At 47.8% G+C, this 26,006-nt stretch carries 21 protein-coding genes; 13 read left to right on the top strand and 8 right to left on the bottom strand.

The features are described 5' to 3' along the window. Positions 1-16: 16 nt before the first annotated feature. A complete protein-coding gene (locus tag P2G85_RS18990) occupies positions 17-1,822 on the bottom strand; it encodes a caspase family protein (protein WP_275865641.1) in 1,806 nt (601 codons plus the stop codon). 241 nt (positions 1,823-2,063) lie between these two features. On the opposite strand from P2G85_RS18990, the gene P2G85_RS18985 reads away from it, so the two are divergent. Further along, positions 2,064-2,222: a hypothetical protein gene (locus P2G85_RS18985; protein WP_275865640.1), complete on the top strand. Its 159-nt coding sequence runs from the start codon at positions 2,064-2,066 to the stop codon at positions 2,220-2,222. A 26-nt stretch (positions 2,223-2,248) separates the two neighbouring features. Further along, on the top strand, positions 2,249-3,241 hold the full coding sequence (locus P2G85_RS18980; RefSeq protein WP_275865639.1) for a DHH family phosphoesterase: 993 nt from the start codon (positions 2,249-2,251) through the stop codon (positions 3,239-3,241). 297 nt (positions 3,242-3,538) lie between these two features. On the opposite strand, the gene ald is transcribed toward P2G85_RS18980, so the two are convergent. Continuing rightward, positions 3,539-4,657, bottom strand: coding sequence for an alanine dehydrogenase (ald, locus tag P2G85_RS18975; protein WP_275865638.1), 1,119 nt, complete (start codon positions 4,655-4,657; stop codon positions 3,539-3,541). Positions 4,658-5,894: 1,237 nt separating this feature from the next. Here ald and P2G85_RS18970 point away from each other — a divergent pair. Next, the gene (locus P2G85_RS18970) at positions 5,895-6,236 is read left to right on the top strand and encodes a DUF3316 domain-containing protein (RefSeq protein ID WP_275865637.1); all 342 of its coding nucleotides are present in this window, start codon (positions 5,895-5,897) and stop codon (positions 6,234-6,236) included. Between the two features lie 86 nt (positions 6,237-6,322). Here P2G85_RS18970 and nlpI read toward each other — a convergent pair whose 3' ends face one another. The 4 genes from nlpI to P2G85_RS18950 all read right to left on the bottom strand — a co-directional run bounded on the left by nlpI (position 6,323) and on the right by P2G85_RS18950 (position 12,336). Further along, positions 6,323-7,264 carry a lipoprotein NlpI gene (gene nlpI / locus P2G85_RS18965; RefSeq protein WP_275865636.1) on the bottom strand — a complete coding sequence of 314 codons (942 nt, stop codon included), beginning with the start codon at positions 7,262-7,264 and terminating at the stop codon, positions 6,323-6,325. A gap of 245 nt (positions 7,265-7,509) precedes the next feature. Then, complete coding sequence (locus P2G85_RS18960; protein WP_275865635.1) at positions 7,510-10,407, bottom strand: hypothetical protein; 2,898 nt, start codon at positions 10,405-10,407, stop codon at positions 7,510-7,512. A 253-nt stretch (positions 10,408-10,660) separates the two neighbouring features. Further along, on the bottom strand, positions 10,661-11,587 hold the full coding sequence (locus P2G85_RS18955; RefSeq protein WP_275865634.1) for an FAD-binding protein: 927 nt from the start codon (positions 11,585-11,587) through the stop codon (positions 10,661-10,663). Next, positions 11,584-12,336, bottom strand: coding sequence for an electron transfer flavoprotein subunit beta/FixA family protein (locus P2G85_RS18950; protein ID WP_275865633.1), 753 nt, complete (start codon positions 12,334-12,336; stop codon positions 11,584-11,586). The genes P2G85_RS18955 and P2G85_RS18950 overlap by 4 nt, the downstream gene beginning before the upstream one ends. Before the next feature lie 138 nt (positions 12,337-12,474). Here P2G85_RS18950 and P2G85_RS18945 point away from each other — a divergent pair, with 138 nt between their 5' ends. The 9 genes from P2G85_RS18945 to P2G85_RS18905 all read left to right on the top strand — a co-directional run bounded on the left by P2G85_RS18945 (position 12,475) and on the right by P2G85_RS18905 (position 23,197). Next, entirely contained in the window at positions 12,475-14,112 is a 1,638-nt protein-coding gene (locus tag P2G85_RS18945; RefSeq protein ID WP_275865632.1) for an electron transfer flavoprotein-ubiquinone oxidoreductase, read from the top strand. 240 nt (positions 14,113-14,352) lie between these two features. Next, positions 14,353-15,153, top strand: a complete 801-nt coding sequence (locus P2G85_RS18940) for an ABC transporter ATP-binding protein (RefSeq protein WP_275865631.1) — start codon at positions 14,353-14,355, stop codon at positions 15,151-15,153. Beyond that, the gene (locus P2G85_RS18935) at positions 15,153-17,105 is read left to right on the top strand and encodes a long-chain fatty acid--CoA ligase (RefSeq protein ID WP_275865630.1); all 1,953 of its coding nucleotides are present in this window, start codon (positions 15,153-15,155) and stop codon (positions 17,103-17,105) included. Before P2G85_RS18940 ends, P2G85_RS18935 begins: the two co-directional genes overlap by 1 nt. After that, positions 17,105-17,998 carry a branched-chain amino acid ABC transporter permease gene (locus P2G85_RS18930; RefSeq protein ID WP_275865629.1) on the top strand — a complete coding sequence of 298 codons (894 nt, stop codon included), beginning with the start codon at positions 17,105-17,107 and terminating at the stop codon, positions 17,996-17,998. Before P2G85_RS18935 ends, P2G85_RS18930 begins: the two co-directional genes overlap by 1 nt. Positions 17,999-18,009: 11 nt before the next feature. Further along, the gene (locus P2G85_RS18925; protein ID WP_275865628.1) at positions 18,010-19,077 is read left to right on the top strand and encodes a branched-chain amino acid ABC transporter permease; all 1,068 of its coding nucleotides are present in this window, start codon (positions 18,010-18,012) and stop codon (positions 19,075-19,077) included. A 64-nt stretch (positions 19,078-19,141) separates the two neighbouring features. Further along, positions 19,142-20,386 (top strand): ABC transporter substrate-binding protein, encoded by a 1,245-nt coding sequence (locus P2G85_RS18920; protein ID WP_275865627.1) that lies wholly within the window; start codon positions 19,142-19,144, stop codon positions 20,384-20,386. Positions 20,387-20,435: 49 nt separating this feature from the next. Further along, positions 20,436-21,257, top strand: coding sequence for an ABC transporter ATP-binding protein (locus P2G85_RS18915; protein WP_275865626.1), 822 nt, complete (start codon positions 20,436-20,438; stop codon positions 21,255-21,257). Between the two features lie 9 nt (positions 21,258-21,266). Continuing rightward, the gene (locus P2G85_RS18910; protein WP_275865625.1) at positions 21,267-22,472 is read left to right on the top strand and encodes an AMP-binding protein; all 1,206 of its coding nucleotides are present in this window, start codon (positions 21,267-21,269) and stop codon (positions 22,470-22,472) included. A 122-nt stretch (positions 22,473-22,594) separates the two neighbouring features. After that, complete coding sequence (locus P2G85_RS18905; RefSeq protein WP_275865624.1) at positions 22,595-23,197, top strand: methyltransferase domain-containing protein; 603 nt, start codon at positions 22,595-22,597, stop codon at positions 23,195-23,197. A 25-nt stretch (positions 23,198-23,222) separates the two neighbouring features. Here P2G85_RS18905 and P2G85_RS18900 read toward each other — a convergent pair whose 3' ends face one another. Then, positions 23,223-23,882, bottom strand: a complete 660-nt coding sequence (locus P2G85_RS18900) for an HAD family phosphatase (RefSeq protein WP_275865623.1) — start codon at positions 23,880-23,882, stop codon at positions 23,223-23,225. A gap of 129 nt (positions 23,883-24,011) precedes the next feature. On the opposite strand from P2G85_RS18900, the gene P2G85_RS18895 reads away from it, so the two are divergent. Further along, the gene (locus tag P2G85_RS18895) at positions 24,012-24,773 is read left to right on the top strand and encodes a DeoR/GlpR family DNA-binding transcription regulator (protein WP_275865622.1); all 762 of its coding nucleotides are present in this window, start codon (positions 24,012-24,014) and stop codon (positions 24,771-24,773) included. A gap of 312 nt (positions 24,774-25,085) precedes the next feature. On the opposite strand, the gene P2G85_RS18890 is transcribed toward P2G85_RS18895, so the two are convergent. Then, positions 25,086-25,475: a hypothetical protein gene (locus P2G85_RS18890; RefSeq protein WP_275865621.1), complete on the bottom strand. Its 390-nt coding sequence runs from the start codon at positions 25,473-25,475 to the stop codon at positions 25,086-25,088. Positions 25,476-26,006: the final 531 nt, after the last annotated feature.

Raw genomic sequence — 26,006 nt, 5'->3', positions numbered from 1 at the left:
CAATGTTCTAAATAAATTAAAGTGAAATGGTCTGGTTGCCGGTGATCGTTGGGTGCTGACGTTTCAAATCACCCATTTCAAATGAAGCCGACTTCACTTGGTCGTACACTTCTTGGTAAAGCGTACCGATATCACGATTGCCTTCGATCATGGATTTCATTAGGTAGTAACTAAACAAACGGTGACCTTTCTCCTGATACATATTGGAGTACTCTTTGTTACGGCCTGCGGTAATCACCACCATGCGTTCTGGATCGATGCTGACTTTCTTCGGTGCAAGGCGGGAGGCGGCGACACCTTTAATGACAGATACACCATCGGTGGCACCGCTAAAGCAGCTATCAACCATCACGACAATTTTTCCGGCTTTGCTGTTGGAAAGCGTTTTGTAGAGATTGTCGAGCTTAAAGAAAGGATCATCGGTTACGTAATCTGGGATCTTATCTTGTGGCAGAATGTATGGGTCGTTATCTGGGATTGCCGGAATGCCATGGCCGCTGTAGTAGAAGTAGACAGTGTCACCTTCCGCAACGTTGTCCAGCATCAAACGAAGCTTGTCTTTAATTGCGCCGCTGGTGGCATCACGGTCAATCAGCTCATAGACGTGACGCTCAGGTACACCAAGGACTTTCGTCGCAACATCAGACATGATCTCACCACTGTTGCGGGCGTAAGCAACCTGGTCTGAGTTGGCGTAGTCTTCAATGGACAGGTTGAAGAACCAAGTCGAAGCGTTTGCTTTTGCTGGAGCGACATTAGCAAGCAACACTTTAAGCTCATCTGCAGCAGTGTTGTCAGATAAAGATAATCTGGAATCTACTTCGAAGCTATCAATCAGGTTCGGGTTTTGCATTTCTAAGCCCGGCAAAGCAACGGATGACTCACTCTTCAGAACGACTGATAATGCTTCAGGCTGGTATTGGCTCTTGGCTATGTCTCCGGCGAACTCACTTTCTTTGTACGAACCAGAGATATTGATCAACTCAAGTTGCTGTTGGTCATAACTGTAGGTGAGAGCAAGATCTAGCTGGTCGATGTTATTGTACAGTTCGCGTGCTTGTTCAAGCGGAACGTTAAGTACAATATCTCGTTGATAATCTTGGTTTGACGCCTTAAATCGCAGGTGCATTTGCTGGTTCTCGGCATCGTAGCTTTTGGCCGAGAGAATCGGCTTACCCATTACATCTCTAAATGCACGCGCAACGAGCTGAGACTTTTTGTCATCCAAGTTTTCTTTGCGCTGATCAACGTTATTTTGCAGTGCGCGAATTTTTGCGTTTCGAACTTCGACTTGCTGGCGATATTTCTGCTGAATTGCGGCTATTTGCTGTTGTCGTTCGAGACGAATTTTTTCCACACGCTCTTCGAATTGAGCTTTAGTTTCAAACTGATCTTTAACGACTTTGGGCGCTGCAGGAAGGTCAGGTTCAGGGATGGGCGCAGGGATATCTACGCTACTTAAAGTGGTAAATTGTTTTTCATATAAAGAGGCTACTGCTCCAACCAAAGCGATGGGATCATCACTTTGAATACAGCCGATAGCATCTCTCATATAGTGCTGTGTGGTTGTTTCACCTTGCCCGGTTAAGGCGTTGAGTGAGTTATTTGACTGATACTTACCTTCTCGGGTGATCAGCGTTCCATTGATGCTAATTGGCGCATCAACTTTTAACTCGCCACCAAGCAACCAAACATCAGGGTTTTCAGAACAAACAGTGCCATGCAGAGTGTTTGAAAACTCAAATTGATTACCAGGTGTTGCAAAGGCAACAGTCGGACACAGCGCGATCAGTAAGCCACTGACGATTCGATTCCGCTTCATTCGATTGAAATTCCATATGGGATTGATATCACACCAAAAGGGTAACTTATATATTCCACAATTTGGATACAACACGGACTTTGTATAATGAGAAGTCTGTCAAGAATATAGTTATAAAATTAGGGTCAATGTTGCGATTTTATATATTGATGTATTAAATGTGTCTTTTAAATTAGAAGCTTAAACATATTGCACACGTAAAGGGTGAGTATGTGTGTGCTTGATTATCTAAGGACAATTCATGCTTAAGTTAATAGCAGTGGCTCTTATCTGCTTAGGGGTATTTATAGGTGTGCAATACTCTGAAGAAATCAAAAGTGTGGTGAACGAGGGTAGCGTTGAGCAGCTCAAACAAGGGTTTGACAAAATAGCTGATACGGTTGAAAAGTTGATTAACTGACCTGCTAGCACAAAGGACTTCTGTTTATGTCACTCGAAAAGTTTGATCGGTTATTGGACGCTTTGCGTGGCTCTCCCAGGATCATAGTTCAGGCTCATGACTTTCCCGACCATGACGCTATCAGTTCGGCATTCGCTCTTGCTTACCTGTTACGTAAAAAAGGTTTTGCACCGTTTATCTCTTATCAGGGTTTTATCGATAGGGTATCACTGAGAAACCTGATCGATTGGCTCGATATCCCGATTACTAAATCTCATCAACTCGATCTAAAGCCTGACGACAAAATAATTGTGGTTGATGGCTGCATTGGTGAAAAAAATGTCACTGATCTGCCGGGCATCGAGGTCGGCGTCATCGATCATCATCAAGTTAAAGTTCCGGGCTTTGTGGCATATAAAGATGTTCGACCGAGTTACGGCTCTACCGCCACCATTATGGTCGAGTATTACAATTACTACGAGCTCCCGATTCCCAAGAAAATTGCGACGGCTTTGCTTGTTGGTTTAACCTTTGATACCGCTAACTTTACCCGGGCTGTGAGCCCCGCTGATATCAAAGCGCTTTTGCAACTGCAGTTAAGCGCCGATATAGAAATGGTAAACCGAATTTGCCGCAATCAGATTGAGTACCACGAACTTGCTCTTTTTGACTCGATGCTAGGCTCGATGAAGAAGGTGCAAAACTGTGCGTTTGCCAGCCTGCCGGAAGGTTGTCCAAAAAATATGTTGGGCGTACTGGGGGACTTTTTGCTATCGGTAGATGAGTTAGACATCGTGGTATTGAGTGCGAGAAGTAAAGAGAAGACGTTTATCTCCCTTCGTTCAGAATGTAAGCGTAATAATGTGGCTGATATCATCAGACGTGTACTAAATGACTCAGGTATTGGGTTTGGTGGCGGCCATGCACATATGGCGGGTGGTGTGATAACTGAAAGCGTTCAGTTATCACAAGAAACTGATTATGTTTATAATCTTTTTAGACCCCAGCTAGAACTGAGTCCGTCATGTATGAGCCTTTAACAGATGATTTTCTTTAGTTAAGTGTGTATGTCAGATTTATTTTTTGTATTAATTCGACGGGGTATAATACGGGCATATTGATGTTCGTCAGCAGTTCATTAATCCAACCGATAATGTCGGTGATACATTCTGTTTGCACCTTAAAGATATGCTCCGGCTACGGTCAGTTTAAAGCGGTGCGGGCTAAGCGTTTTCTGTATTGATGTAAGAAAACCTGGCTATATATGCTGTATAGCCAGGTCGGAACAGTAGAACGTTGTTCCTTATAGGGAGCAGCTATGTATCTATGTCGGTTTATTAAGCGAATAGGGCTGTTTCAGGTGCGACATAGGTTAAACCGTGACTTTCCGCGACAGACTGATTCGTGATTTGGCCTTGGCATACGTTGAGGCCGTTTAGCAGGTGTTTATCAGTCAGAAGCGCTTCTTGGTAGCCTTTATCGGCTAAAGCAACAATATACGGTAATGTGGCGTTATTCAGTGCAAAAGTAGATGTACGGGCCACGCCACCAGGCATGTTGGCAACACAGTAATGCACAACGTTATCGACAATATAAGTGGGCTCCTGGTGGGTGGTCGCTTTTGACGTTTCGGCGCAGCCGCCCTGATCAATTGCGACGTCTACGATGACAGAGCCTGGTTTCATCTTTTTGACGAGTTCATGGGTGATCAGTTTAGGTGCTTCAGCGCCGGGAAGAAGTACAGAACCTACTACAACCTCAGAGCTGGTGGTGTGTTTTTCAATGCTGTCTGCAGTTGAATAAACGGTTTTGATTCTGCCTTGGTAGATGGCATCGACCTCGCGAAGGGCATCAATGTTTTTATCCAGAATAACAACTTCTGCGCCCAGACCTACGGCCATTTGTGCCGCGTTGCACCCGACGACGCCTGCGCCAATCACCGTCACTTTCGCTGGTTCTACACCCGGAACCCCACCAAGTAGCATGCCACATCCGCCATGTGCTTTTTCCAGTGATGTCATCGCGGCCTGAATGGCCATGCGACCGGCCACTTCAGACATTGGTGCTAGTAGAGGGAGGGTCTTTTTGTCACTGGTTACTGTCTCATAGGCAATACATATTGCTTTGCTGTCGATGAGATCTTTGGTTTGCTCTGCATCCGGAGCTAAATGTAAATAGGTAAAAAGGATCTGGTTTTCACGCAGCATCGCGCGTTCACACGCCTGAGGCTCCTTGACCTTAACTATCATTTCACTCTCAGCAAACACTGAGGCTGCATCCGGGCAGATCTTGGCACCGGCATCGATATAGTTTTGGTCGGAAAAACCACTTCCATCCCCGGCGGTTGATTCAATCATCACAGTGTGACCGCGGTCTGTAAGCTCTTTAACGCTGGCAGGAGTCATGCCGACGCGATATTCGTGGTTTTTAATCTCTTTAGGTACACCAATTAACATATTTTAAATCTCCCAAAACAAATAACGTTCAAAAGTAATGAAAATTATTAAAGGTGATATGTATCGCAATATCAATACATGGCTAGTGGTGCAAGCTAGTAGATGTTGGTGCAAACAAAGTATTAAACTATACAGTGCCTTTAATGTGGTTTATTAATCTGCTGTAATTTGTCATTGCAGTAGCTATTGTTTAAATTAGAAAGAAAAAAATATGTTGGATTTGATTCTATTTCAAAAGTGCACTCTACTGGTGCATCAACCCGCTAACTATTAACCATCATCACTTCGTAGGATGATGGTTAATCAATTTAGCGTGGCTTGTGCCAGATTAAAACTATTACTATTTGGCAACGATATTAATATGAGTAAGCCTTACTCAAGATTACATTACCATTTGTAGAGGTGCGTTTAATTGGTAGTCAGTTCATAGAGTTTTGGCCATACAAACCTTTTTTAATTAATTTAGCAACAAGGCCTAGCGTTTAGTTCGGCCTTGTTGTATTTGTAATCTTCAAATTTTCTTTCGAAAAACTCCCCAACTTCATGCTTCAAATAATTCAAAAATGTAAATCCAGTCTGGGCTATCATCAAACGTATCTACATCAATCACTTTTAACTCAATCACACTAAGATTTTTCCTGACCAAGTTGTTGTTGGAGACAAACAAATCAAGCTCGTAATCTGCCTGTATGTTACTCTCAAATTTTAGAAGCGGTTTGATTCATAATTTGTCGCCTTTTTGTATCGGGGGAATCAATTACTTTCAGTAAGAGTGAATCGGTTTGTGTTCCAAGCTCTCTAAAATTTAACTCGAGCGATTTTGCGTTCATTTAATGCCTTTGAGTAGCCAGTTAGTCTTAAGGTGAAGAGAGGTACATTGTCATCACTTTAAATCCAACGACGTGGTTTTTTTTTGAATGGTCAGTGTGTGAGGTCTGTATCACTACAGTCTTCTGGGAGAGGCCAACCTATCTGTCTGTCGCTAGTTTTTACTGATAAAACACTTAGTACATGAATTGTAAAACTTGATTCAGGTCAAATTAGTGCTACTTTTTAAGTATGGATCCCAGTTTTTGGGAGGACATCCATACAAGTTGAAGTTGATTTTTTCATTTTCAGATAGCAGAAAGCTTGCAAGATTTTGAAAAGGATTACTATCAGGATGATGTTAAGAACAAATGAACTGGAACTTAGTCTTAGTGTGCGCCTAATATCCTGTTCATTATAAGGTATTGTTATGAAAGCGTTAATTACAATCGTATGTATGTTTTTTGCGTTTGCCGCTACCGCTGGTGAACGGATAGTTCAGAATAGCACAAAACTATATACAGAGACATTTGCTAGTAAACAGGAAGCGATCAATGCTGGCTTCAATATGTATGATGCACTGGCTAACGCAAATGATAACCAGTTACGTTGGCAGCTGAATCCTTCTGGTCAGAATGTCATCGGAAAAAGTATGAATGTAGAAAGTGCTCAAGTGAGGGTTGAGGAAATACCTGTATCTCGAGATACGATTCACTATCGTGCTATTGTTGACGTGGATTTCAACTACAGGGTTAGAGAAAGTAATCGCTAAGTTTCTCAAATAATACAGATGATTAACAAAAGGCGAATAACCCAATGAGTTATTCGCCTTTTCTATTTAAGTGTCTTTAGAACGCATTAGTTTAAACTAACAAATTTTTGTGTATTACCTGTTTTTTGCGCTGCTTTAAATTCTTTCGAAATACGTTCTAACTCTAAAAATGCATAGCTATGTTCATTATAATTGCATACGTTCAAAGATATAGCTAACTTGTACACTGACAAAGCTCGGTTCATATCTTCATCTTCCATATAAGACTTACCTAAATAAAAATAAGCTTCAGTAAGTCGCTGTGCCATCACTTTATTGTCTGATGTGCTATTAATGATCAGTTTAACTACATTTTCTTCAGTTACTTTGTTCAGCAGTATACCTGCTAATACCCAACCCCATTCATCGGTTCGGTTTTTATAACTCTCTTGTAACTGTGCCGTTGCTGAAGTTTTATCTACGTCAGATTCTATAATATATAACCAGATGGCGCGGAAAGGATCGTTGGGGTTTTCCTCATAGAACGTTTTCATATCTTCCAGTGCAAGTTCTGGTCTTCCGCCATAATAAAGTGCAATTGCACGGTTATATATGGCTTGCTTATTATTCGGATCTAATTCAAGAGAAGAGTAAAATGCTTCATAGGCAGCATCAAACTGACTGATTTGGGTGTAGTACATCCCAAGCAGATTATAGATATCAGGTTGTCGTGGATCGATCTGCAGTGACTTGACATAGTCTGTACTAGCCAAATCTCTTAGTCCTATCTCATCATAATTGAGACCTCGTTTTAAATATATTTTGGCACGAGACTCATCGCTGAGTTCTTTATCTGTCAGGAGATGATTTAGTTTTGCAATGTTAGCCTCTGCCAGTGCATTCGGTTGCAATGGTACAGCCATAGCTGGATAAGCTAATTGTTTTTCATTTTGGGTTGAGCTTTGTTGAGAAATGTCCTTATCAACAGGGTTACATCCTGTCAAAACAATCAGCGCACCTAAACTATAAAACTTATACCATTTGACCATATCTTTACTCCAATTTGACTCCCGGAATCAGGTTGGGAGTCATTCGAGCACCTTTATAGCACAAAAAATAACCAGATTGCCAATAATTGATTAAACGCTCAATAGGTGATTTTGTTGTTACTGAGACGGTTAGTGATAACTTTGCCTAATGGCCTTTTCCTTGCCGCTTCATGATCACTGAACTCAACTTTTCACTTCCAAATGCCTCCAGAGAGTTGTGTAAGGTGAGCGAAAGGTTAGATGATTTAGAGTAAACGGTTGATCTCATAAAGGTAGGCGGAATAGGCGCTATTGGCGCTATACTCCTCCAGCATTAATTGCATGGTGCGTTCGACCAGTTGTGACATTTTAGCGTTGAGTGCTTCTAGCAGTGTTTCATCCGCCTCGGCAAGGTGTGCTAACTGGCTGAACTGGCGTACTATCCGCAGTTCAAGCTTACAAATCTCGACGGATGCTTCCTTATCCAGCTGATCAAACTCTGTTTTTACTGCTTTGGTTTCTTCCATGGCGGCGTCAATGTCATGCTGCGCGATATAGATATCAACCAATACGGTTCGTAGGGTTAACTGGGCAATGTTGACAGCCTTGGTGCGTGCAAGCGGGTATTCAGCCAGCCATTGGTTGACCCGGTCTGACACCGCGTTGGTGTAGTGGTGCGCCAGTTCGACCAGCTGGGCATCGAGCAGTTGTTCAACCAGATCTGCAGCGATAGATAACGTTGTTGTTTGATCCGTAACCGACAGGGAAGGCTCTTCAAAACAACTTGTTAACCGCTGAGCGGAAAAGGATTTGACCAGCTGAATCTTTTCATCGATGACTTTACGCTCCTCGATAGTCATGACGTATTCCTGCAACATTGAGGTCAGAAAAAACTCGTCGAGGATCTCCGTTCGGATCGCGAGCAGGGTTTTCAGATTGACCGTTTCAAGTACACGTTCAAGCTGACAGAGCGAACACAATAGCTGAAACACCTCAGAACGCCATAAAGCGTGGGCTTCGCTCTGCGCGCGATGCTGTTCAAGCCTTAATGCGGCCTGATAAATCTTGTAGCTATGCTGGATTTTCTCAGCTGCCTGCTGGTTGAACTGCCGGAACATTTTCGCTGCGTTTTGTCCGTCTAATGTTTCGAGCTCTTCCTCATTGATGGTCGGGAAAGTAAGTTGATCACTTTCAGCCAGCAGCGCTTGTAAAGCCTGAGGATAGGCGTGTGTCTCCAGCAATGCGTCAATATAGACACGTTTAACTTCTCTGGTAGCGTGATTGTCAGCACCTAACAGGGATGTGAGGTAGTCAATTATATCATTACTGATCTGGATGAACTCTTCTAATGTGCTGTTTTGCTTGTAAAAATCAAAATAACGGTAGAGGAACCACAGCTCGATATCATTCAGTTGGAGCGTCTTGCGTGTATGAATGAGCGGTGATTGTTTAAACAGTAGATACAGTTGCGACAGGAGTTGCTGGGCGAAGTCGGAGTATGAGCGGTCTTCGCTGAAGTCCGCAATAAGCAGGTTGAACATAGCTTCTTTAATCGCGGTTGTACGGTTCTTGCCAAAGCCTTTTTGGTACAGGGTATACAGCAGAGAATCGATATGATGAATTATCCTGGCGTTATCAGTAAACTGAGTGTGAGTCATATAGTCAGACGTGTCTTCCTGCCAGCGGATCTCTGCTTTCCAGGTCAAGCACTTTTGAAATAGCGCGGCGTAGAACTCGTCCTGATCGTCTTCATCGAGAAAATCATCAATGTTGTTTAACGCAATTTTGCGCATTACTTCATCACTAAAAAAAGACTCACTTTCTGAACGATAGGTGACCCAGCCGTCGACCTCCTGGCGGATTTTTTTTGCGTAGGGAATGTTTCTGTCCAGGCTGTCACACACCAATTTCGGTGCCCAGGTTCGCATCTGTTCGGGAATGGCCAGCACGGAGTAAATCAATGATAACTGGCTGTCATCGTCCATACCCTGCCAGGCGTTCAGGCACCATGCCTCAACGGTTTTAGGTAACTTAGATACGGTTTCTGGTTTGAGCGGGTAGGGGCGGTTCTCTTTGCCGACACACCGTTTTAGTGAGCATAGAAAGTCAATCGTGAGTGGGTTGGTGTAGTGCTGACAAATTTTTTCCAGCAGGTCATCTGCACAGCTGGGAAAATAGCTCTTGATCAGTTCTTTTTGGGCCGTGTTGTTGAGCTCTTCTAATCGATGCGCCCCGTTAACCTCCGGACTGGTTGAATAGCGAATTAGCTGCCGCTTTTGCTCGAGTTCTGGTACAGATGTGCTTAACTGTTCGATGCGCTCTACGCGACCAGGCCAGGTTGTGGTAATAAGCAGAAGCGGGGCATCGATTTGCTGTAACAATTTTTCAAACAGCCGCAGGGTTGAGCTTGTGGCGAGATGCAGATCTTCGACGCAAATGACCATAGGCATACCGTGATGCAGAACACTCGTCACCAGTTCAAATGCCTGCTCAAGGGTGTCGGTGCCGGAATCATTTTGCAGGCCTTGCTCGCTCACTGACTGGTGCTCTTTTGCGACCTGACGGGAGGTGGCAAAGAGCTTATTAACGGCTTTTAGTACCAGATTTCCCAGCGGGAGCCCGGCTGCAAGTTCTTCGATCGCGCTGATCGCCACGCCTTCGAAACGGTTAGTAATATCATCCAGACTGAGGCTTTTGATCGCGCTCGCGGCAGCGCTGATTTGTCCGTCGAAGGAAAGCCGGGCTTTATACAGAATAAACGGAAGATGAGCCTTGAGCTGTTGCAGGTCATCAAGCAGTACCTGAGAGGGTAGGCCACTTCGCTCGGCGCAATTGATCCCCCAATAAAGATAATCGGGCAGACTATCGGCTTCACGATTGAAGTTTTCTGTGCCAGGGTGGATTCGCTTGCGTCTGGTCTCGATCCTGGCGGGGGCTTGTTCGGGAGCGGCAAACAAGGTTTTCGGCCAGTATTGCGACGTTTGCGTTGTAGCCAGGCGGCTGTAGAACTCCTGGATCAGGCGGGTTTTTCCCCAGCCGGACTCGGCTTCCAGCGATACCCATACCGGCCTGCGCGAACGCTTAACCAGTTCATACTGTTCGAACAAAGAATCAACGAGTTGATGACGGAATTCATCAACAAAAGGGGTCTGCTTGATGGCCATTGGTTATTCTCTAGCACAACGGAAAATTAGTACTAAGATATTGAATTTTTGTGGCTTTGACTACTAGCCATTACTCCGGTTAACAAAACCTATCGAGGTAGCGGCAAATAATTATCACAAAAGAGTAGCCAGAAAAGCGCGGTTGGAGTGCTGGTGGACAGTTAAGCAGAGAGTAGGCTGATACTATTTGTCCTGTTACCAGAGCGGTAACGCCGGGGTAGGAGAGCACCGTCTGCTGCCCCGGTTTGGGGATTTATAGCTGCTCAGCGAGCTGAGGTAACACGTCGAACAGATCGCCGACCAATCCGTAGTCGGCCACTTCAAAAATCGGCGAATCCGGATCTTTGTTGATCGCCACAATGACCTTGGACTCTTTCATACCGGCGAGGTGTTGAATGGCCCCGGAGATGCCCACGGCGATATACAGTTTCGGCGCAACGATTTTGCCGGTTTGACCCACCTGCAAGTCATTGGCGACAAAGCCAGCATCAACGGCGGCACGGGATGCGCCAATTGCCGCGCCCAATTTATCCGCCACCTGTTCCAGTAAGGCGAAGTTTTCCTTACTGCCGACCCCGCGGCCACCGGAGATCACCACTTCCGCCGAGGTCAGTTCCGGGCGCGCTGATTCGGTTTTGTCGATAGAGACCAGCTCAACCATGGGTGATGTTGCCGCGGCCTGCTGCAGGGTAACTTCAGCCTTACTGTTGCAGCCAACGGGTTCAAATGCAGAAGCCCGTACCGTGATCACGCGTAAGCTGTCACTGGTGGAGACTTTGGCGAACGCGTTACCGGCATAAATCGGCCGGATAAAGGTGGTTTCATCGACAACTTGCACAATATCGGAAATCTGACCAACCCCACATTTGGCCGCAATCCGCGGTGCCAGATCTTTGCCTTGTGATGAGGAACTGGTCCAGACGCCCTGAAAGTCACCGAGCAGGCTGACAACGGCTGGGGTTACGTCCTCGGCAAATCGATGGATAAACGCCTGGTCATCAATGTGTATTACCTTGCTGATACCGTCTACGCGACTGGCTTGTCCGGCCACCGCCTCACATTGGTAGCCGATCACCAGCAAGGTGTTGTCCTGGCTTAGCTGACTGGCGGCACTGACGACTTTAAGCGTATCGGCGTGGAGTTGGTTGTTGTCATGTTCGGCAATGATTAAGTTCTTCATACAATCACCTTCGCTTCGTTACGTAGCTTGTCGATCAGTTCGGAAACCGATCCCACCTTGATCCCGCCCTGACGTTGGGCTGGGGGAGTAACTTCAGTGACAGTCTGGCTGAACACCACCTCAACTCCTAAGCTTTCCGGGCTAACGGTGTCTAACGGTTTACGTTTGGCTTTCATGATATTGGGTAAAGAGGCAAACCGCGGCTCGTTCAGACGCAAATCCGTACTGATCACGGCTGGTAATGGCATGGCGACTGTCATTAAACCACCGTCTACTTCTCTCACTACCTGCAGATGCTGGCCTTCAATCTTTACGTTTGACGCAAAGGTTGCCTGCGGCCAGTCAAGCAGTGCCGCCAACATTTGCGCGACCTGGTTGTTGTCCGTATCAATGGACTGCTTACCGCTGATCACCAGCTGTGTCTGCTCTTTTTCGACCACTGCTTTGAGCAGTTTCGCGACTACCAGAGGTTCGATCCTATCCTGAGTGTCGATATGAATGGCCCGGTCTGCACCAAGAGCCAGGGCGGTGCGTAATTGTTCCTGGCAAGGCGTGCCGCCCGCACTGACCGCGATGACTTCATCAGCAATGCCTTGTTCTTTAAGTCGTACGGCTTCCTCAACGGCGATTTCGCAGAATGGGTTGATTGTCATCTTGACGTTCGTGGTTTCAACATCGCTGCAGTCCGCTTTGACGCGAACCTTAATGTAAGGGTCAATGACCCTTTTGATCGGCACTAGTATTTTCACGTTAGATTCCTTTTTACAGTGAAGACGATGTGATGGTGACTTTAAAATGATGTTAATTTACCTTTACGTTTGCGTCAACTTTAAATATATTTACTGTTAACAACTTGGCAACATGCAAAGAAGAAGGGAATTAACACCATGGAAAGAGAATGCATGGAGTTTGATGTGTTGGTGGTTGGCGCCGGGCCGGCCGGATTGTCTGCCGCATGCCGAATCAAACAACTGGCTAGGGAGAAACACCAAGACATCTCGGTTTGTGTGGTCGAGAAAGGCTCAGAGGTCGGAGCGCATATTCTCTCGGGCGCGGTGTTTGAAACGCGCAGTCTGGATGAGCTGTTCCCGAACTGGCGGGAAAACGGCGCGCCGCTCAATACCGAAGTAAGCCAGGACCAGACCTATTATTTCAGTAGCGCACAGAACGGTTACCAGGTGCCTGAGTGGGCTGTCCCCAAGACATTGCATAACCAGGGTAACTACATCATCAGCCTGGGCAACCTGTGCCGGTGGCTGGCATCTCAGGCCGAATCGCTCGGCGTTGAAATCTATCCGGGATTCAGCGCCAGCGAAGCCTTATTTGATGAGCAAAACCGCGTCTGTGGCGTGATCACCGGCGACATGGGACTGGACAAACACGGTCAGCCCAAATCCAACTTTGAGCCGGGTATTGAGCTCAGAGCCCAATATACTCTGGTGGCAGAGGGCGCACGCGGTCATATCGGCAAGCAATTGATAAGTAAGTTTTATTTGGCCAAAGACAAGACCCCGCAACACTATGCGATCGGTTTTAAAGAGCTGTGGGAAGTGCCTGCCGAACAGCACCAGCAGGGCCTGATCGTGCACGGCCTGGGCTGGCCCCTGGCAGGAGAGGCAACGGGGGGCAGTTACCTTTACCACTTAGAGGATAATCAGGTGGCGGTCGGTTTGATTGTCGATCTCAGTTACGCCAACCCGCACCTCAGCCCATTTGATGAGTTTCAGCGTTTCAAACATCACCCCACGATCAGCCAGTACCTCAAAAATGGAAAACGCATCAGTTATGGTGCCAGGGCGATCGCCAAGGGCGGCTTGCATTCGCTGCCGACCCAGCAGTTTGATGGCGGGCTGTTAATTGGTTGTGATGCTGGAACGCTTAACAGCGCCAAAATAAAGGGCACCCATACCGCGATGAAATCCGGTATGCTTGCGGCGGAGTCGGTGATCGAAGCGTTGGAAAATCAGTTGGCTAAGCCCGATTATGCCAGCCATTTCAAACAATCATGGCTGTACGATGAGCTGTACCGGGCCCGCAATTTTGCCACCGGTGTTGACCGTTTTGGCTCGTGGCTCGGGGGCGGTTTAGCGGTGGTGGAGCAAAATCTGCTGCAAGGGAACGCTGCCTGGAATATTTACTCTGAAACCCCGGACCACCAAGCCCTGGCACTGGCCAAGACCAGTGAGACTATCCATTACCCCAAACCCGATGGGGTGTTGAGTTTCGACCGCCTTTCCTCGGTTTATCTGTCCAACATCTCTCATGAAGAAAACCAGCCGTGTCATTTGCAGCTCGAGAGCCAGCGCATACCAATAGAGCAGAACCTCGAACTGTACGCCGAACCTGCCCAGCGTTACTGTCCGGCGGGGGTGTACGAAATCGTCCGCAATCAGCCTCAGCCGGCGTTACAGATCAATGCCGCAAACTGTATCCACTGCAAGACGTGTGACATCAAGGACCCCTGTCAAAACATTACCTGGACGCCTCCCGAAGGTGGCGGCGGTCCTAACTATCCAAACATGTAATTGACGATTCTGGATTTAACAATTTATTTACTTAAAGTTTGCGTTAGTTCAAATCTTTGTTGATGAACTCAATTGCAACTTAATCATCGAGCAACTATTCTGAGTTTTAGTTAACGTTAACGTAAACTGAAATTTAAAGATGATGCATAGGTGTGGAAGCGGTTACCAGTATCAGCGTTAAGTTAGATATCAGATAGTGCTTAATGGAATGCACTCAAAATAATGAAAGGGAGATCCACTATGGTATCGGAAACACCTCTGTTGCAGGTAAACGATATTTCATTGGCCTTTGGTGGGGTTAAAGCTTTAACCGATGTGAGCTTCCACGTGAATGAGAAGGAAATCTTTTCAATCATTGGTCCAAATGGGGCGGGTAAAACCTCGATGCTCAATTGCATCTCGGGCCGCTACACGCCAAACAAGGGCTCCGTTGTTTTTGACGGCCAGGACGTCACCAAACGCACCCCCAGCCAGCGTGCTGAGTTGGGGTTAGGGCGAACCTTCCAGAATCTGGCGCTCTTTTCCCATATGTCAGTACTCGACAACATCATGGTCGGGCGACATCACCTGCTGAAAAACAACTTTGTTACCGGACCGTTGTACTGGTTTTCCAACGCGCAAAAAGAAGAGATGGCGCACCGCAAGTACGCGGAAGACGTCATTGATTTTCTTGAGATCCAGCACATTCGTAAGGCCACCGCCGGAACTCTTTCATATGGGTTGCGTAAACGGGTCGAGTTGGCGCGGGCAATCGCGCTCAGACCTAAGCTGCTTCTGCTCGACGAGCCGATGGCCGGGATGAACCTGGAAGAAAAAGAAGACATGGCTCGTTACATTATGGACCTGAACGAAGAGCTGGATATCACGATCATCATGATCGAGCACGACATGGGGGTGGTGATGGACATTTCTAACCGGGTTTTAGTGTTGGATTTTGGTAAACACATTGCCATGGGCGAGCCGGAGCAGGTGATGGAAAACCCGCATGTGAAAAAAGCTTATTTAGGCGAAGAGCTACCGACATTAGAGGAGAGTGCATAATGGCACAGCAGCATAATGATTGGGCAGATATAACCCGCTTAGATACCTTCCCCAAAGTGTTGCAGCACAATGCCGGGCACTGGCCAGAGCAGGTGGCGATGCGGGAAAAAGAATTTGGCATCTGGCGCGAGTTTACCTGGCTGGACTATCACAACCGCGTCAAGTGGATGGCGCTGGCCTTGCAGGAGCTCGGTATCGGTGAGGAGGATGTGATTGGACTGCTCGGTGATAACCGTCCGGAGTGGGTCTGGGGTGAGATAGCAGCGCACGCCATCAAGGGGTATTCACTCGGCATTTACCAGGATTCGATGCATGAAGAAGTGGCTTACCTGATCAATTACGCCAAAGCCAGGGTGGTGATTGCGGAAGATGAAGAGCAGTGTGACAAACTGCTTGAACTGGGTGATGAGATCCCAAGCGTTGAATATATTGTCTACTGTGATCCGAGAGGGATGAGAAAGTATGACGATCCACGTCTGGTCAATGTGGAAACGCTTTACCAGAGCGGCCAACGCATAGATAACGCGGAGCCGGACAGGTACACCGACATGGTGGCGTCAACTCAGGGAAGTGATCTGTCGATTCTTTGCACAACTTCCGGTACGACATCAAAACCCAAGCTGGCTCAGTTACATAGCGGTACCTTCCTCGATCACTGTGCGGCCTATTTGCGTGCCGATCCACGCTCTCCCGGTGATAACTACGTGTCGGTGTTGCCATTGCCCTGGATTATGGAGCAGGTGTATGTCGTAGGGCAGGCATTAATATCTCGCCAAATTGTCAATTTCGTCGAAGAGCAGGAAACCATGATGGCTGACCTGCGTGAAATCGGGCCCAACTTTGTTCTGCTTGCCCCGCGGGTGTGGGAAAACATTGTTGCGGATGTATCGGCGCGAATGATGGATTCCACCCCGTTTAAACAGAAGATGTACAAACTGGGCATGAAACTGGCCAACAAAGCGCTGGAACAGGGTAAACGTTCATGGATGGCCGAGTGGATCCTGTTACGTGCCCTGCGTGACCGATTAGGTTTTTCTAATCTGAGCTCGGCGGCGACGGGCGGGGCGGCGATGGGGCCGGATACTTTCCGCTACCTGCAGGCGATCGGTGTTCCGCTCAAACAGTTGTATGGCCAGACCGAAATGTGTGGTGCGTATACCGTGCACCAGGCCGATGATGTTGATTACGACTCGGTGGGGGTGGCGTTTGATAATGCCGAAGTCAAAGTCATTAACCCGGACAGTAATGGTGTGGGGGAAATCATTGCCAAAACCAGCGGGATGTTTACCGGTTACCTCAATAACACGACGGCATTTGAAGAGGATGTCCGTGATGGCTGGATGCATACTGGTGATGCCGGTTACTTCAAAGAGTCGGGACATCTGGTGGTGATTGACCGCCTGAAAGATATGTCGGAGACCAGCCGTGGTGACCGCTACTCGCCGCAGTTTATCGAGAATAAGCTCAAGTTCTCGCCGTTTATCGCCGAAGCCGTCGTGGTAGGTAAGGGCAGACCCTGGCTGTCGGCGATCATCTGTATACGCTACGCCATTGTTGCCAAATGGGCCGAACAAAAAGGCATTGCGTTTACCAACTACACCAACTTATCGGCTCAGCCGGAAGTGTATCAGGTCATTCGCGAAGAGGTGCTGAAAGTGAACCAGTCACTGCCCGACGCGCAAAAAATCAGTAAGTTCATTCTGCTGTATAAAGAGCTGGATGCTGATGACGGCGAACTGACCCGTACACGTAAAGTGCGCCGGGGAGTGGTGGCAGAGAAGTATGGCGACATCATCGAGACCATCTACAGCGACCAGCCAAAAGTGGATGTTGATACGGTGATCACCTATCAGGATGGCACCAAAACCCGGATTAACACTTCACTGGTGATTGAAACACTGATCGAGCATGAGCTCACCCCGGGGCAAGGCGAACAAAGGAGGATCGCATAATGAACACGGACTTATTACTGCAACTCGTCATTAATGGCGTGATAGTCGGCATGTTGTATGGTGTGGTCGCCATGTGCTTTGTGTTGATTTACAAATCAACTCAGGTGGTGAACTTTGCCCAGGGAGAATTTCTGTTGATTGGCGCATGGGTTTGCTGGGCAGCGCTGGTGCATCTGCAGTTACCGTTTTTCATCGGTTTCTTACTCACCCTGGCGTTTATGATGGTATTCGGTATCGCGGTTCAGACCATTGTCCTCAGGCCGCTGATTGGTGAGCCGATCATTTCGGTGATTATGGTCACCATCGGTTTGTCGATGTTTTTCCAGGCACTGATGAAATGGATGTTCGGTGTGTCGGCAGTGACATACCCTCAGGTGTTTGAAACTAATGTCGTCAACATTGGAGGCTTGAATGTCGAGTTTGCCTACATTCTCAGCCTGATTTTCTCGGTGTTGATCATGGGCGCGTTCTACTGGTTCTTTAAGTTCAGCAAAATGGGCCTGGCGATGCGTGCTACGGCATTTAACCAGCAGGTCGCGCAGAGCCTGGGTATTTCGATCAAGAAAGTGTTTGCCGTCAGCTGGGCGATCTCGGCGATGGTCTCTGCCACTGCCGGGATCGTGATCGGGATAGTTAACGGTGTTTCTGACGCACTGTCGATTATTGGTATTAAGGTCTTTCCGGCGGTGATATTAGGCGGCCTGGATTCGGTGGTCGGCGCGATTGTTGGCGGTATTACTATCGGTTTGCTGGAGAACCTGGCCGAGTTCTTTGACAGCCAGTATCTGCAGGTGGGTAACCTCTACAATATTGCCCCGTTCTACGTACTGTTAATCATTCTCGCCTTCAAGCCATATGGCTTGTTCGGCACCAAAGATATTGAGCGTATTTAAGGAGAAATACTATGGCTCACGTTAGCATGCGCCCGTGTGGTGATTTTCGTACCACCTATAAAAATGATACGCCCATTTTCGAAACCTCGACTATCCGTACGATAGCCATCGCCAGCGTGGTTGCCATGCTGGCAGCCCCGCTGGTATTGGATATCTACTTCCTGAACTTGTTCATTCAGATCGCCTATCTGGGGATCGCTGCGCTGGGGCTGAACATTCTGGTTGGTTTTACCGGGCAGATCTCTCTCGGCCACGGGGCGTTTTTCGGCTTTGGTGCCTTTGCTTCGGCCTGGCTGAATAATCAGTTCAATATTCCGGTGGTGTTTGCCATTCCCCTTGCTGGTTACCTGACCATGATTGTCGGGATGATTTTTGGCTTGCCAGCCGCGCGGATCAAAGGGTTGTACCTGGCGATCGCCACGTTAGCGGCACAGTTCATCCTGGAAGACTTCTTTGCCCGAGCAGAGTGGTTCAGTGGCGGCTCGTATGGGGCGAGCGCCAATCCTATCAACCTGTTTGGCTTTGAATTCTCCACCGATGAGAGCTTTTTCTATATTGCCCTGTTTGCCTTGATTTTTATGTACCTGTGGGCGTCTAACCTTATCCGCTCACGTGATGGCCGGGCGTTTGTTTCGGTGCGCGACCACTATTTGTCAGCAGAAATCATGGGGATCAACCTGACCAAATACCGTTTGCTCTCCTTTGGCGTGTGTGCATTTTATGCCGGTATCGGCGGGGCACTGTACGGCCACTATCTGGGTTTTGTCTCCGCTGAAGGCTTCACCATCATGATGTCGATTCAGTTCCTGGCAATGATCATCATCGGCGGCTTAGGTTCGGTGAAGGGCACATTAATGGGCACAGTGTTCATTGTACTACTACCGGAAGTTTTAGAGTTTGGCGTGGCTGGATTGTCGGTGTTTGGTAATACCACCGCATTCAGTGACGGCTTAGCGTACCTCAAAGAGATGGCGGTCGGACTGGTGATCATGTTGTTCCTCATTTTCGAACCTCAGGGCTTAGCGCACCGCTGGCAACAGATCCGCGCCTATTGGAAACACTATCCGTTCTCATATTAATCGGCTTCATCGGCTACCCGGCGTATCCGGGTGAAACATACCTCAATAACAAGGACAACGAGTTATGAATAAAGGACATTTAGCGACAACGTTGCTGCTTTCTTCAGCACTGTTAACCGGCGCTGTTCAGGCAAAAGATTCCGTATTTGTCGGACATCTGGTGGATTTTTCTGGCCCTACGGCTTATGTCAGCAAGCCGTATGGTTCTGGCGTGCGGGATGCACTGAAGTGGATCAACCAGAACGGCGGGATCAACGGTACCGAGCTTGAGTTTGAAACGGTTGATATGGCATATAAAGTGCCGGTCGCTATCTCCAATTACAAACGTTGGGTGGCACGTAAAGATATGGTGGCCATGCAGGGCTGGGGAACCGCCGATACCGAAGCGCTGATCTCATTTGTCACCAAAGACAAAGTGCCGGTGTTTTCTGCCTCGTACTCCGGTCACCTAACCGATCCAACCGGGAAAAACCCAAAAACCGCCAAACCTGCACCGTATAACTTTTTTTATGGTGCTTCGTACTCTGATGCGTGCCGTGCGCTGGTGAAGTGGGCGAAAGCTGACTGGGAAGCCAAGGGCAACCAGGGTGTGCCAAAATTTACCCACATCGGTGATAACCATCCTTTCCCCAATGCACCGAAACAAGCGTGCGCGGAATATGCCAGAGAACTGGGTTTCGAAGTGCAGAATCCGGTCGTGGTGTCGCTTAAACCGGGGGACTTCAAAGCCCAGTGTTTGTCACTTAAAGAGTCTGGCACCAACTATGGCTACATTGCCAACTTAGGTGGTTCGGTGATATCGCTGGTGAAATCTTGCAATACCGTAGGAACTCAGTTCCAGTACATGGCCAATATCTGGGGCGGTGATAAACCGGTGATTGAGGCGGCAGGTGATGGCCTGACAGATTACGTCTTCCCGGGAATGACGGCGTTTTGGGGGGACAATACCGAGGGGATGAAACTGGTACGGGAAATCTCGAAACAATCGGCCTCTGAGCCAAATCAGTTCCGTACTCACCACTATATCCGTGGCGTCTGTTCGGCGTTTTACATGAAAGAGGCCATGGAGTGGGCCAAAGCCAACGGTGGCATTACCGGTGAAAACATCAAGAAAGGCATGTACGTGCGGGAGAACTGGGTGCCAAAAGGTCTGGAAGGTGTCTGCATCCCGGCAAACTGGCAGCCGGATGATCACCGTGGCACCACGACCGTCAACGTCTATATGGGGAATAACCAGGGCGGCGCTGTAGACATTCATAAAGTGTCTGAGGTGACATTGTCACGTCGTGATGACTGGCTGGGTTACTAATAATCAGGACAGGTGAGGGGATACCCTCACCTTTGCAAGGAGTAACTTAATGAGTGAAATAGCAACGAATATTGAACCGGCGGAAATATTGCTCTCGGTGAACAATATTGAAGTGGTTTATGACGAAGTGATTCTGGTGCTGCGCGGGGTGAGCCTTGAAGTGCCCAAAGGCCAGATAGTGACGTTACTTGGTGCCAATGGTGCCGGAAAATCCACCACCTTAAAGGCAATTTCTGGTCTGCTTAAGACCGAAGACGGCGAAGTCACACGCGGTGAAATCACCTTTATGGGCGAGCGTATCGATAACAAAAGCCCGGAAGAGATCGTGCGTTCCGGGATCTTCCAGGTGATGGAAGGCCGCCGTATTGTCGAAGATATGACGGTGATTGAGAACCTTCGCCTGGGCGCATTTACCCGCAGCGATAACGAGGTCGACCAGGACATCGAAATGGTGTTCAGCTATTTCCCGCGCCTCAAAGAACGTACCGGGTTGGCGGGTTACTTGTCCGGAGGCGAGCAGCAGATGCTGGCAATTGGCCGGGCGTTGATGGCAAGGCCGAAAATGATCCTGCTGGATGAACCGTCGATGGGGCTGTCGCCACTGCTGGTGAAGGAAGTGTTCAGCATTATCGAGAAAATCAACAAAGAGCAGGGCATCACCATGCTGTTGGTTGAGCAGAATGCCAACTTCGCTCTGCAGGCGGCTGACTACGGCTACATCATGGAATCGGGCAAAATCGTGCTTGATGGCAGCAAACATGCGCTGCTCAATAACGAAGACGTGAAAGAATTTTATCTCGGTGGTGGCGAGGGCGAACGTAAAAGTTTTAAGAACCTGAAGTCCTACAAGCGTCGTAAACGTTGGCTATAAGGAGAGGCAATGAACGATCTATTTGATGCCAAAGAGGCATTGCCGGCAGCGGTGAGGGAACAGCAGTTGTTCCGGCGTTTACCCCAGGTGGTGGCGAGTGCCAGGCAGTGCAGTGGTCATTATGCCCGGCTGTTTGCCGGATTTGACCCTGCGCTGGTGGGTAGCCGTGAAGGTTTGGCTGCGTTGCCGATCACGCGCAAGTTTACTCTGCCGGAGCAGCAACAATGCCAGCCTCCGTTTGGCGGGATCAACAGTGCCGATATTGGTCAGATGGCGCGGGTGTTTCAGTCGCCCGGGCCGTTGTATGAAGCGCAAAGTCATGAGAAGGATTTTTGGCGTATGGGACGCGCTTTTCACGCCGCGGGGTTTCGTCCGGGAGATCTGGTGCACAACACGCTCTCTTACCACTTCTCTCCTGGCGGGTTTATTATGGATGGCGGGGCAAGAGCCTGTGGCTGTGCCGTGTTTCCGGCGGGTGTCGGCAATACAGAAGCGCAAATTGAAGCCATCGCACAACTTCACCCCAGCGGTTTTACCGGTACCCCGTCGTTTTTGATCACGCTGTTGAGCCGCTATGAAGAGCGCTATGGCAAGCCATGCAGCATCGTTAAAGCGCTGGTTTCTGGTGAGCCACTGACCGCAGAAATGGCGCAATGTCTGTACGAAAAAGGGGTTGCGGTTTCGCAAGCCTATGCCAGCGCCGAGCTGGGGTTAATTGCTTACCAGGTTGCCGGGGAACCTGGTTTAGTCGTGGCGGAGGATATCATTGTTGAATTAGTCCGACCTGACGGCTCGGCGGTTGAAGCGGGGGAAGTTGGTGAGGTGGTGGTCACTTCGCTGGACGAGAAATTTCCGTTGATACGCTACGCCACGGGTGATTTGTCGGCAGGTATAGCAAAAGATCCTCAGTCGCAGCGCACCAACCTACGGCTTAAGGGCTGGTTGGGCAGAGCGGATTCAGCGGTAAAGGTAAAAGGTTTGTTTGTCTATCCGCACCAGATACAAGAGGTCTGTCGCCGCCACGATATTAAAGGCTCATTGCAGATTGAGAAGGATGGCTATAATGATCGCATCACTTTTTATTGCCAGGAGAGCGAAGTCGCGGCTGGCGAGATACAAGCGACGTTGCAGTCTGTCACCAAACTCAGAGGTGAGGTGGTGTTTGTTGCCAATCAGAGTGGCGAACAGTCGCTGATTAACGATTTACGTAGCTAGCAGCATCAGGATTAAAGTCATGCATGGCCAGGCTACTAACTACAGAGGGATACTGTGTTGGCGGGGATCCCTTTTGTTTTTTCGGAGATAACAAACCGGGAACTGGATTGGAGGAGTGAAAGGTGAATAGCGTTGACACACCGAATATCAATGCCGAGTTTTGGGATGAACTGTTTAATCAGCGCAAAATGCCCTGGGATCGTAAGCAAACACCGGCCGAGCTGAACGGCTACCTGACACAAACTGACAGCGACAAGCGGTCCGTGTTTATTCCCGGATGTGGCGCAGCGTATGAAGTGGCAAGCTTTCTCCGTCACGGTTTTGCGGTGATGGCAATGGACTACAGTGTCGCGGCGGTGCATCTGGCCAAAAATCAGCTGGGCGAGCATGCGCACTGCGTGTTGCATGGTGATGTGTTTAGTACTGAGATCAGCCAGTCATTTGATGTGATTTATGAGCGCGCTTTTCTTGCAGCCTTGCCGCGATCTCGTTGGGCTGACTACTTTGCCCTGGTTGAACGGTTATTGCCGAGTGGGGGCTTGCTGTTGGGATTCTTTGTTATAAGTGATGATTATCACTCACGTTTTCCACCGTTTTGCCTGCGCTCTGGTGAGTTGTCCCAGTGGTTATCGCCGGCTTTTCGTTTAATCGAATCGTCAAACGCAAGTGATAGTGTGGCGGTATTTAAAGATAAAGAGCAGTGGATGGTTTGGCAGAAGAACTGATCCATCCACATCTCTTATTTTTTCTTTAGGTTCTGGCGTTCGCTTGAACAAACGGTTTTACTTCAGTCAGGCTACCGAGTACAGACGTTGCATGTTTAGTGACATCCGCATCTGGTTCAAGCAAATCCGGAATCATAATGGCATGGCAACCTGCCGCCAAACCCGCCCGCATGCCGTTGTTTGAGTCTTCTAATACCAGACATTCCGCCGGAGCAAGACCAAGTTGTTCAGTCGCCATGCGATAGCAATCCGGAGCCGGTTTGCCGTTTTTGACATGTTCTGCGGTAACAATGACATCAAACATTTCCAGATAATTGGTGTCGGCAAAATGGTGATGAACCTGTGGTAATGCGGAGGAAGTAACAAGCGCACACTTAACATTGTTCTGCTTGAGTTCGGCAAACAGTTCTTTAAATCCGCTCTTGTAAGCAACACCGTTTTCTCTTTCCGCCTTTAGCATTGCATCGCGTACCCGGATAAACTGCTCCATATTGAGTTGATCGCCAAACTCTAATTCCAGCAGCCGTTCACAGTTTGCATCCTGTACGCCGATAAAGTTCTGATAATACTCATCGGTCAACGCCAAGCCTTGTTCACTGACGGCACGCTGCCAACTCTTTTTGTAAAGGCCTTCTGTATCAAAAATCAGGCCGTCCATATCGAACAGAACTGCTTTAATATTCATGATATCTCCTTAGTAAACAAACCATCAATGCAACGCCGGCATACTTTTGTGGCCACTATAAACGGGCATAAAACAGCATTTGCTTAAGTGATTAATGCATCATAATGCATTTATACGCATTAGCTAAAAATGTTACAACAAGAAAGACACAACAAGATACTGGAACTGCTTAGTCAGCTGGGCAGGGTTTACGCGACTGAACTGAGTGTGACTCTCCAGGTTTCCGAAGACACTATTCGCCGCGACCTTAAGCAGCTGGATGAAGCAAAGCTACTACGTCGGGTGCATGGCGGGGCATTACCGTTACAGCTGAAGCTTGAAGAATATCGTGAACGACGTGATGAGATTGATCCGCTAAAGCAACAGGTTGCTTTGGCGGCGATTCCATTTATCAGGGAAAACCAAACTATTCTGCTGGATTCAGGGACTACCTGTTTACATTTGGCGATGAACTTACCAACTCATTTTGACTTTACCGTGGTAACGCCAAGCCCGTTAGTGGCGACGAAGTTGATCCATCATAATAATATCGAGTTGATTTTACTGGGTGGGAAAGTGTGCAAACCGGCAGTTATGGCACTTGGGGCCACAACAAATGAAATGTTGCGTAAAATTCATTTTGATGCGTGTTTTTTTGGGGTTTATGCTTTTCACCCCAATAAAGGTATGAGCATCAATCATCTTGATGAGGCGGAAACATTAGCCACTATTATCGAGCAATCTGAACAAGTTATAGCTCTGGGAACATCCTCAAAGCTTGGTAAGATGAGTACTTATAAAGTTTGTGATACCAATAAAGTTGATATACTGATTACTGACGTAAATACTGATCAGAATATTTTATCCATGTTCAAAGAAAAAGGGGTGCAAATCGAGAAGTGCGCTGATTAAATATTGGGGTTTTGCTATCTTAAATAGCTGATTATACTGGTTAATATATGTGCTTAAATAATTAGGAGCGGAAAAAACCTGACCTGTTGTGTTTTAGGTTATTGAGTAAATATAAGTTTTATATAAAACAAAGCCAGTTTGTGGTAAAGAGATAAATACCTGAGCAATAGCCCGATAGCGTAGCAGCGAGTGACCTTTCCTGACTGCCTGGTATAATTAACCTTTGAGGCTGAAAAGCCATCGCTTTACATCTTAAGCACTGAAAATAGCGTTGCCGGCGATGGCTTATGGTCAATTTCTGGTCAGTTTAAATCATTCGACTATTTCGACTTCAGACAAGGTCTTAACTGCACGAACCTGTTGTACCGTGACCATGTTTTTACCGACAAAGGCTTCGGCGTATGAGCTACCTGAAACCGTTCCGCCAGCTGCTACCGTTACCTCGTTAATATCCACTTCCGCTGTTGCTTTGGTAAAGAAGTGCGCTTTAATGGAGTACTCACCGGCATCCATATCAGGCAGAATGAAGTTAAAGTGGTGTGATGCCAGAGTCTCTTGCATTAAGCCAATCTCTTCATCCGTTACAACACACTCGATTGCTACATCAATCGTACCGTCAGGCGTATCGGTGTAGCTTTCATCACCAGGTTCCAGCCCGGCTTCGTCGGTACCACCGGTAAAATCAGTACACTCGTCAATCACTCCTCCCAGAGTGGCATTGAGCGCCTGAATTCTACTGGATAACGTGACCGCCCCTGGAGCTGCTGTGATAGGATCTCCGCCTGCAACGGGGGTCGCGGTAACGATTACCCATGCGGCTCCACCAGCAATGGCTTTGGCTGCTCCGCCATCTTTACCTTTAATCGAGGTATCTGTAGTGATACCAATTTCGGCAGAAACGCCAATTAATAGCTCTTTATCCTGCGGTACTTTAATCGTGGTAAGTAGAAAACCGTCGTTTTCGTTCAGGACGAAGGTATCGGCAGTTGCATCTTCAATGACAGCTAATGATGTGTATTTTGGTGAAGATTCGTCCCAAGTTGTTGCAAAAAGAATATATTCTTAAGTTTCATGTTTAAATCCTTATTGTGTAAACGAGGGGATATGCACCCAGGGCAAGATCATGAAAAACTCTTGTGGAATAAGGCCTAAGTGAGAGCCTACTTTTACTCATTTCTACAGTGATGTCATAAAAAATGCAATGACTTATGGATCGATTTGACGATCAGTATT

Source organism: Vibrio sp. CAU 1672 (assembly GCF_029223195.1).
Classification (GTDB): domain Bacteria; phylum Pseudomonadota; class Gammaproteobacteria; order Enterobacterales; family Vibrionaceae; genus Vibrio.
The sequence above is the reverse complement of the archived record's forward strand: the minus strand, read 5'-3'. Positions and strand labels throughout refer to the sequence as shown.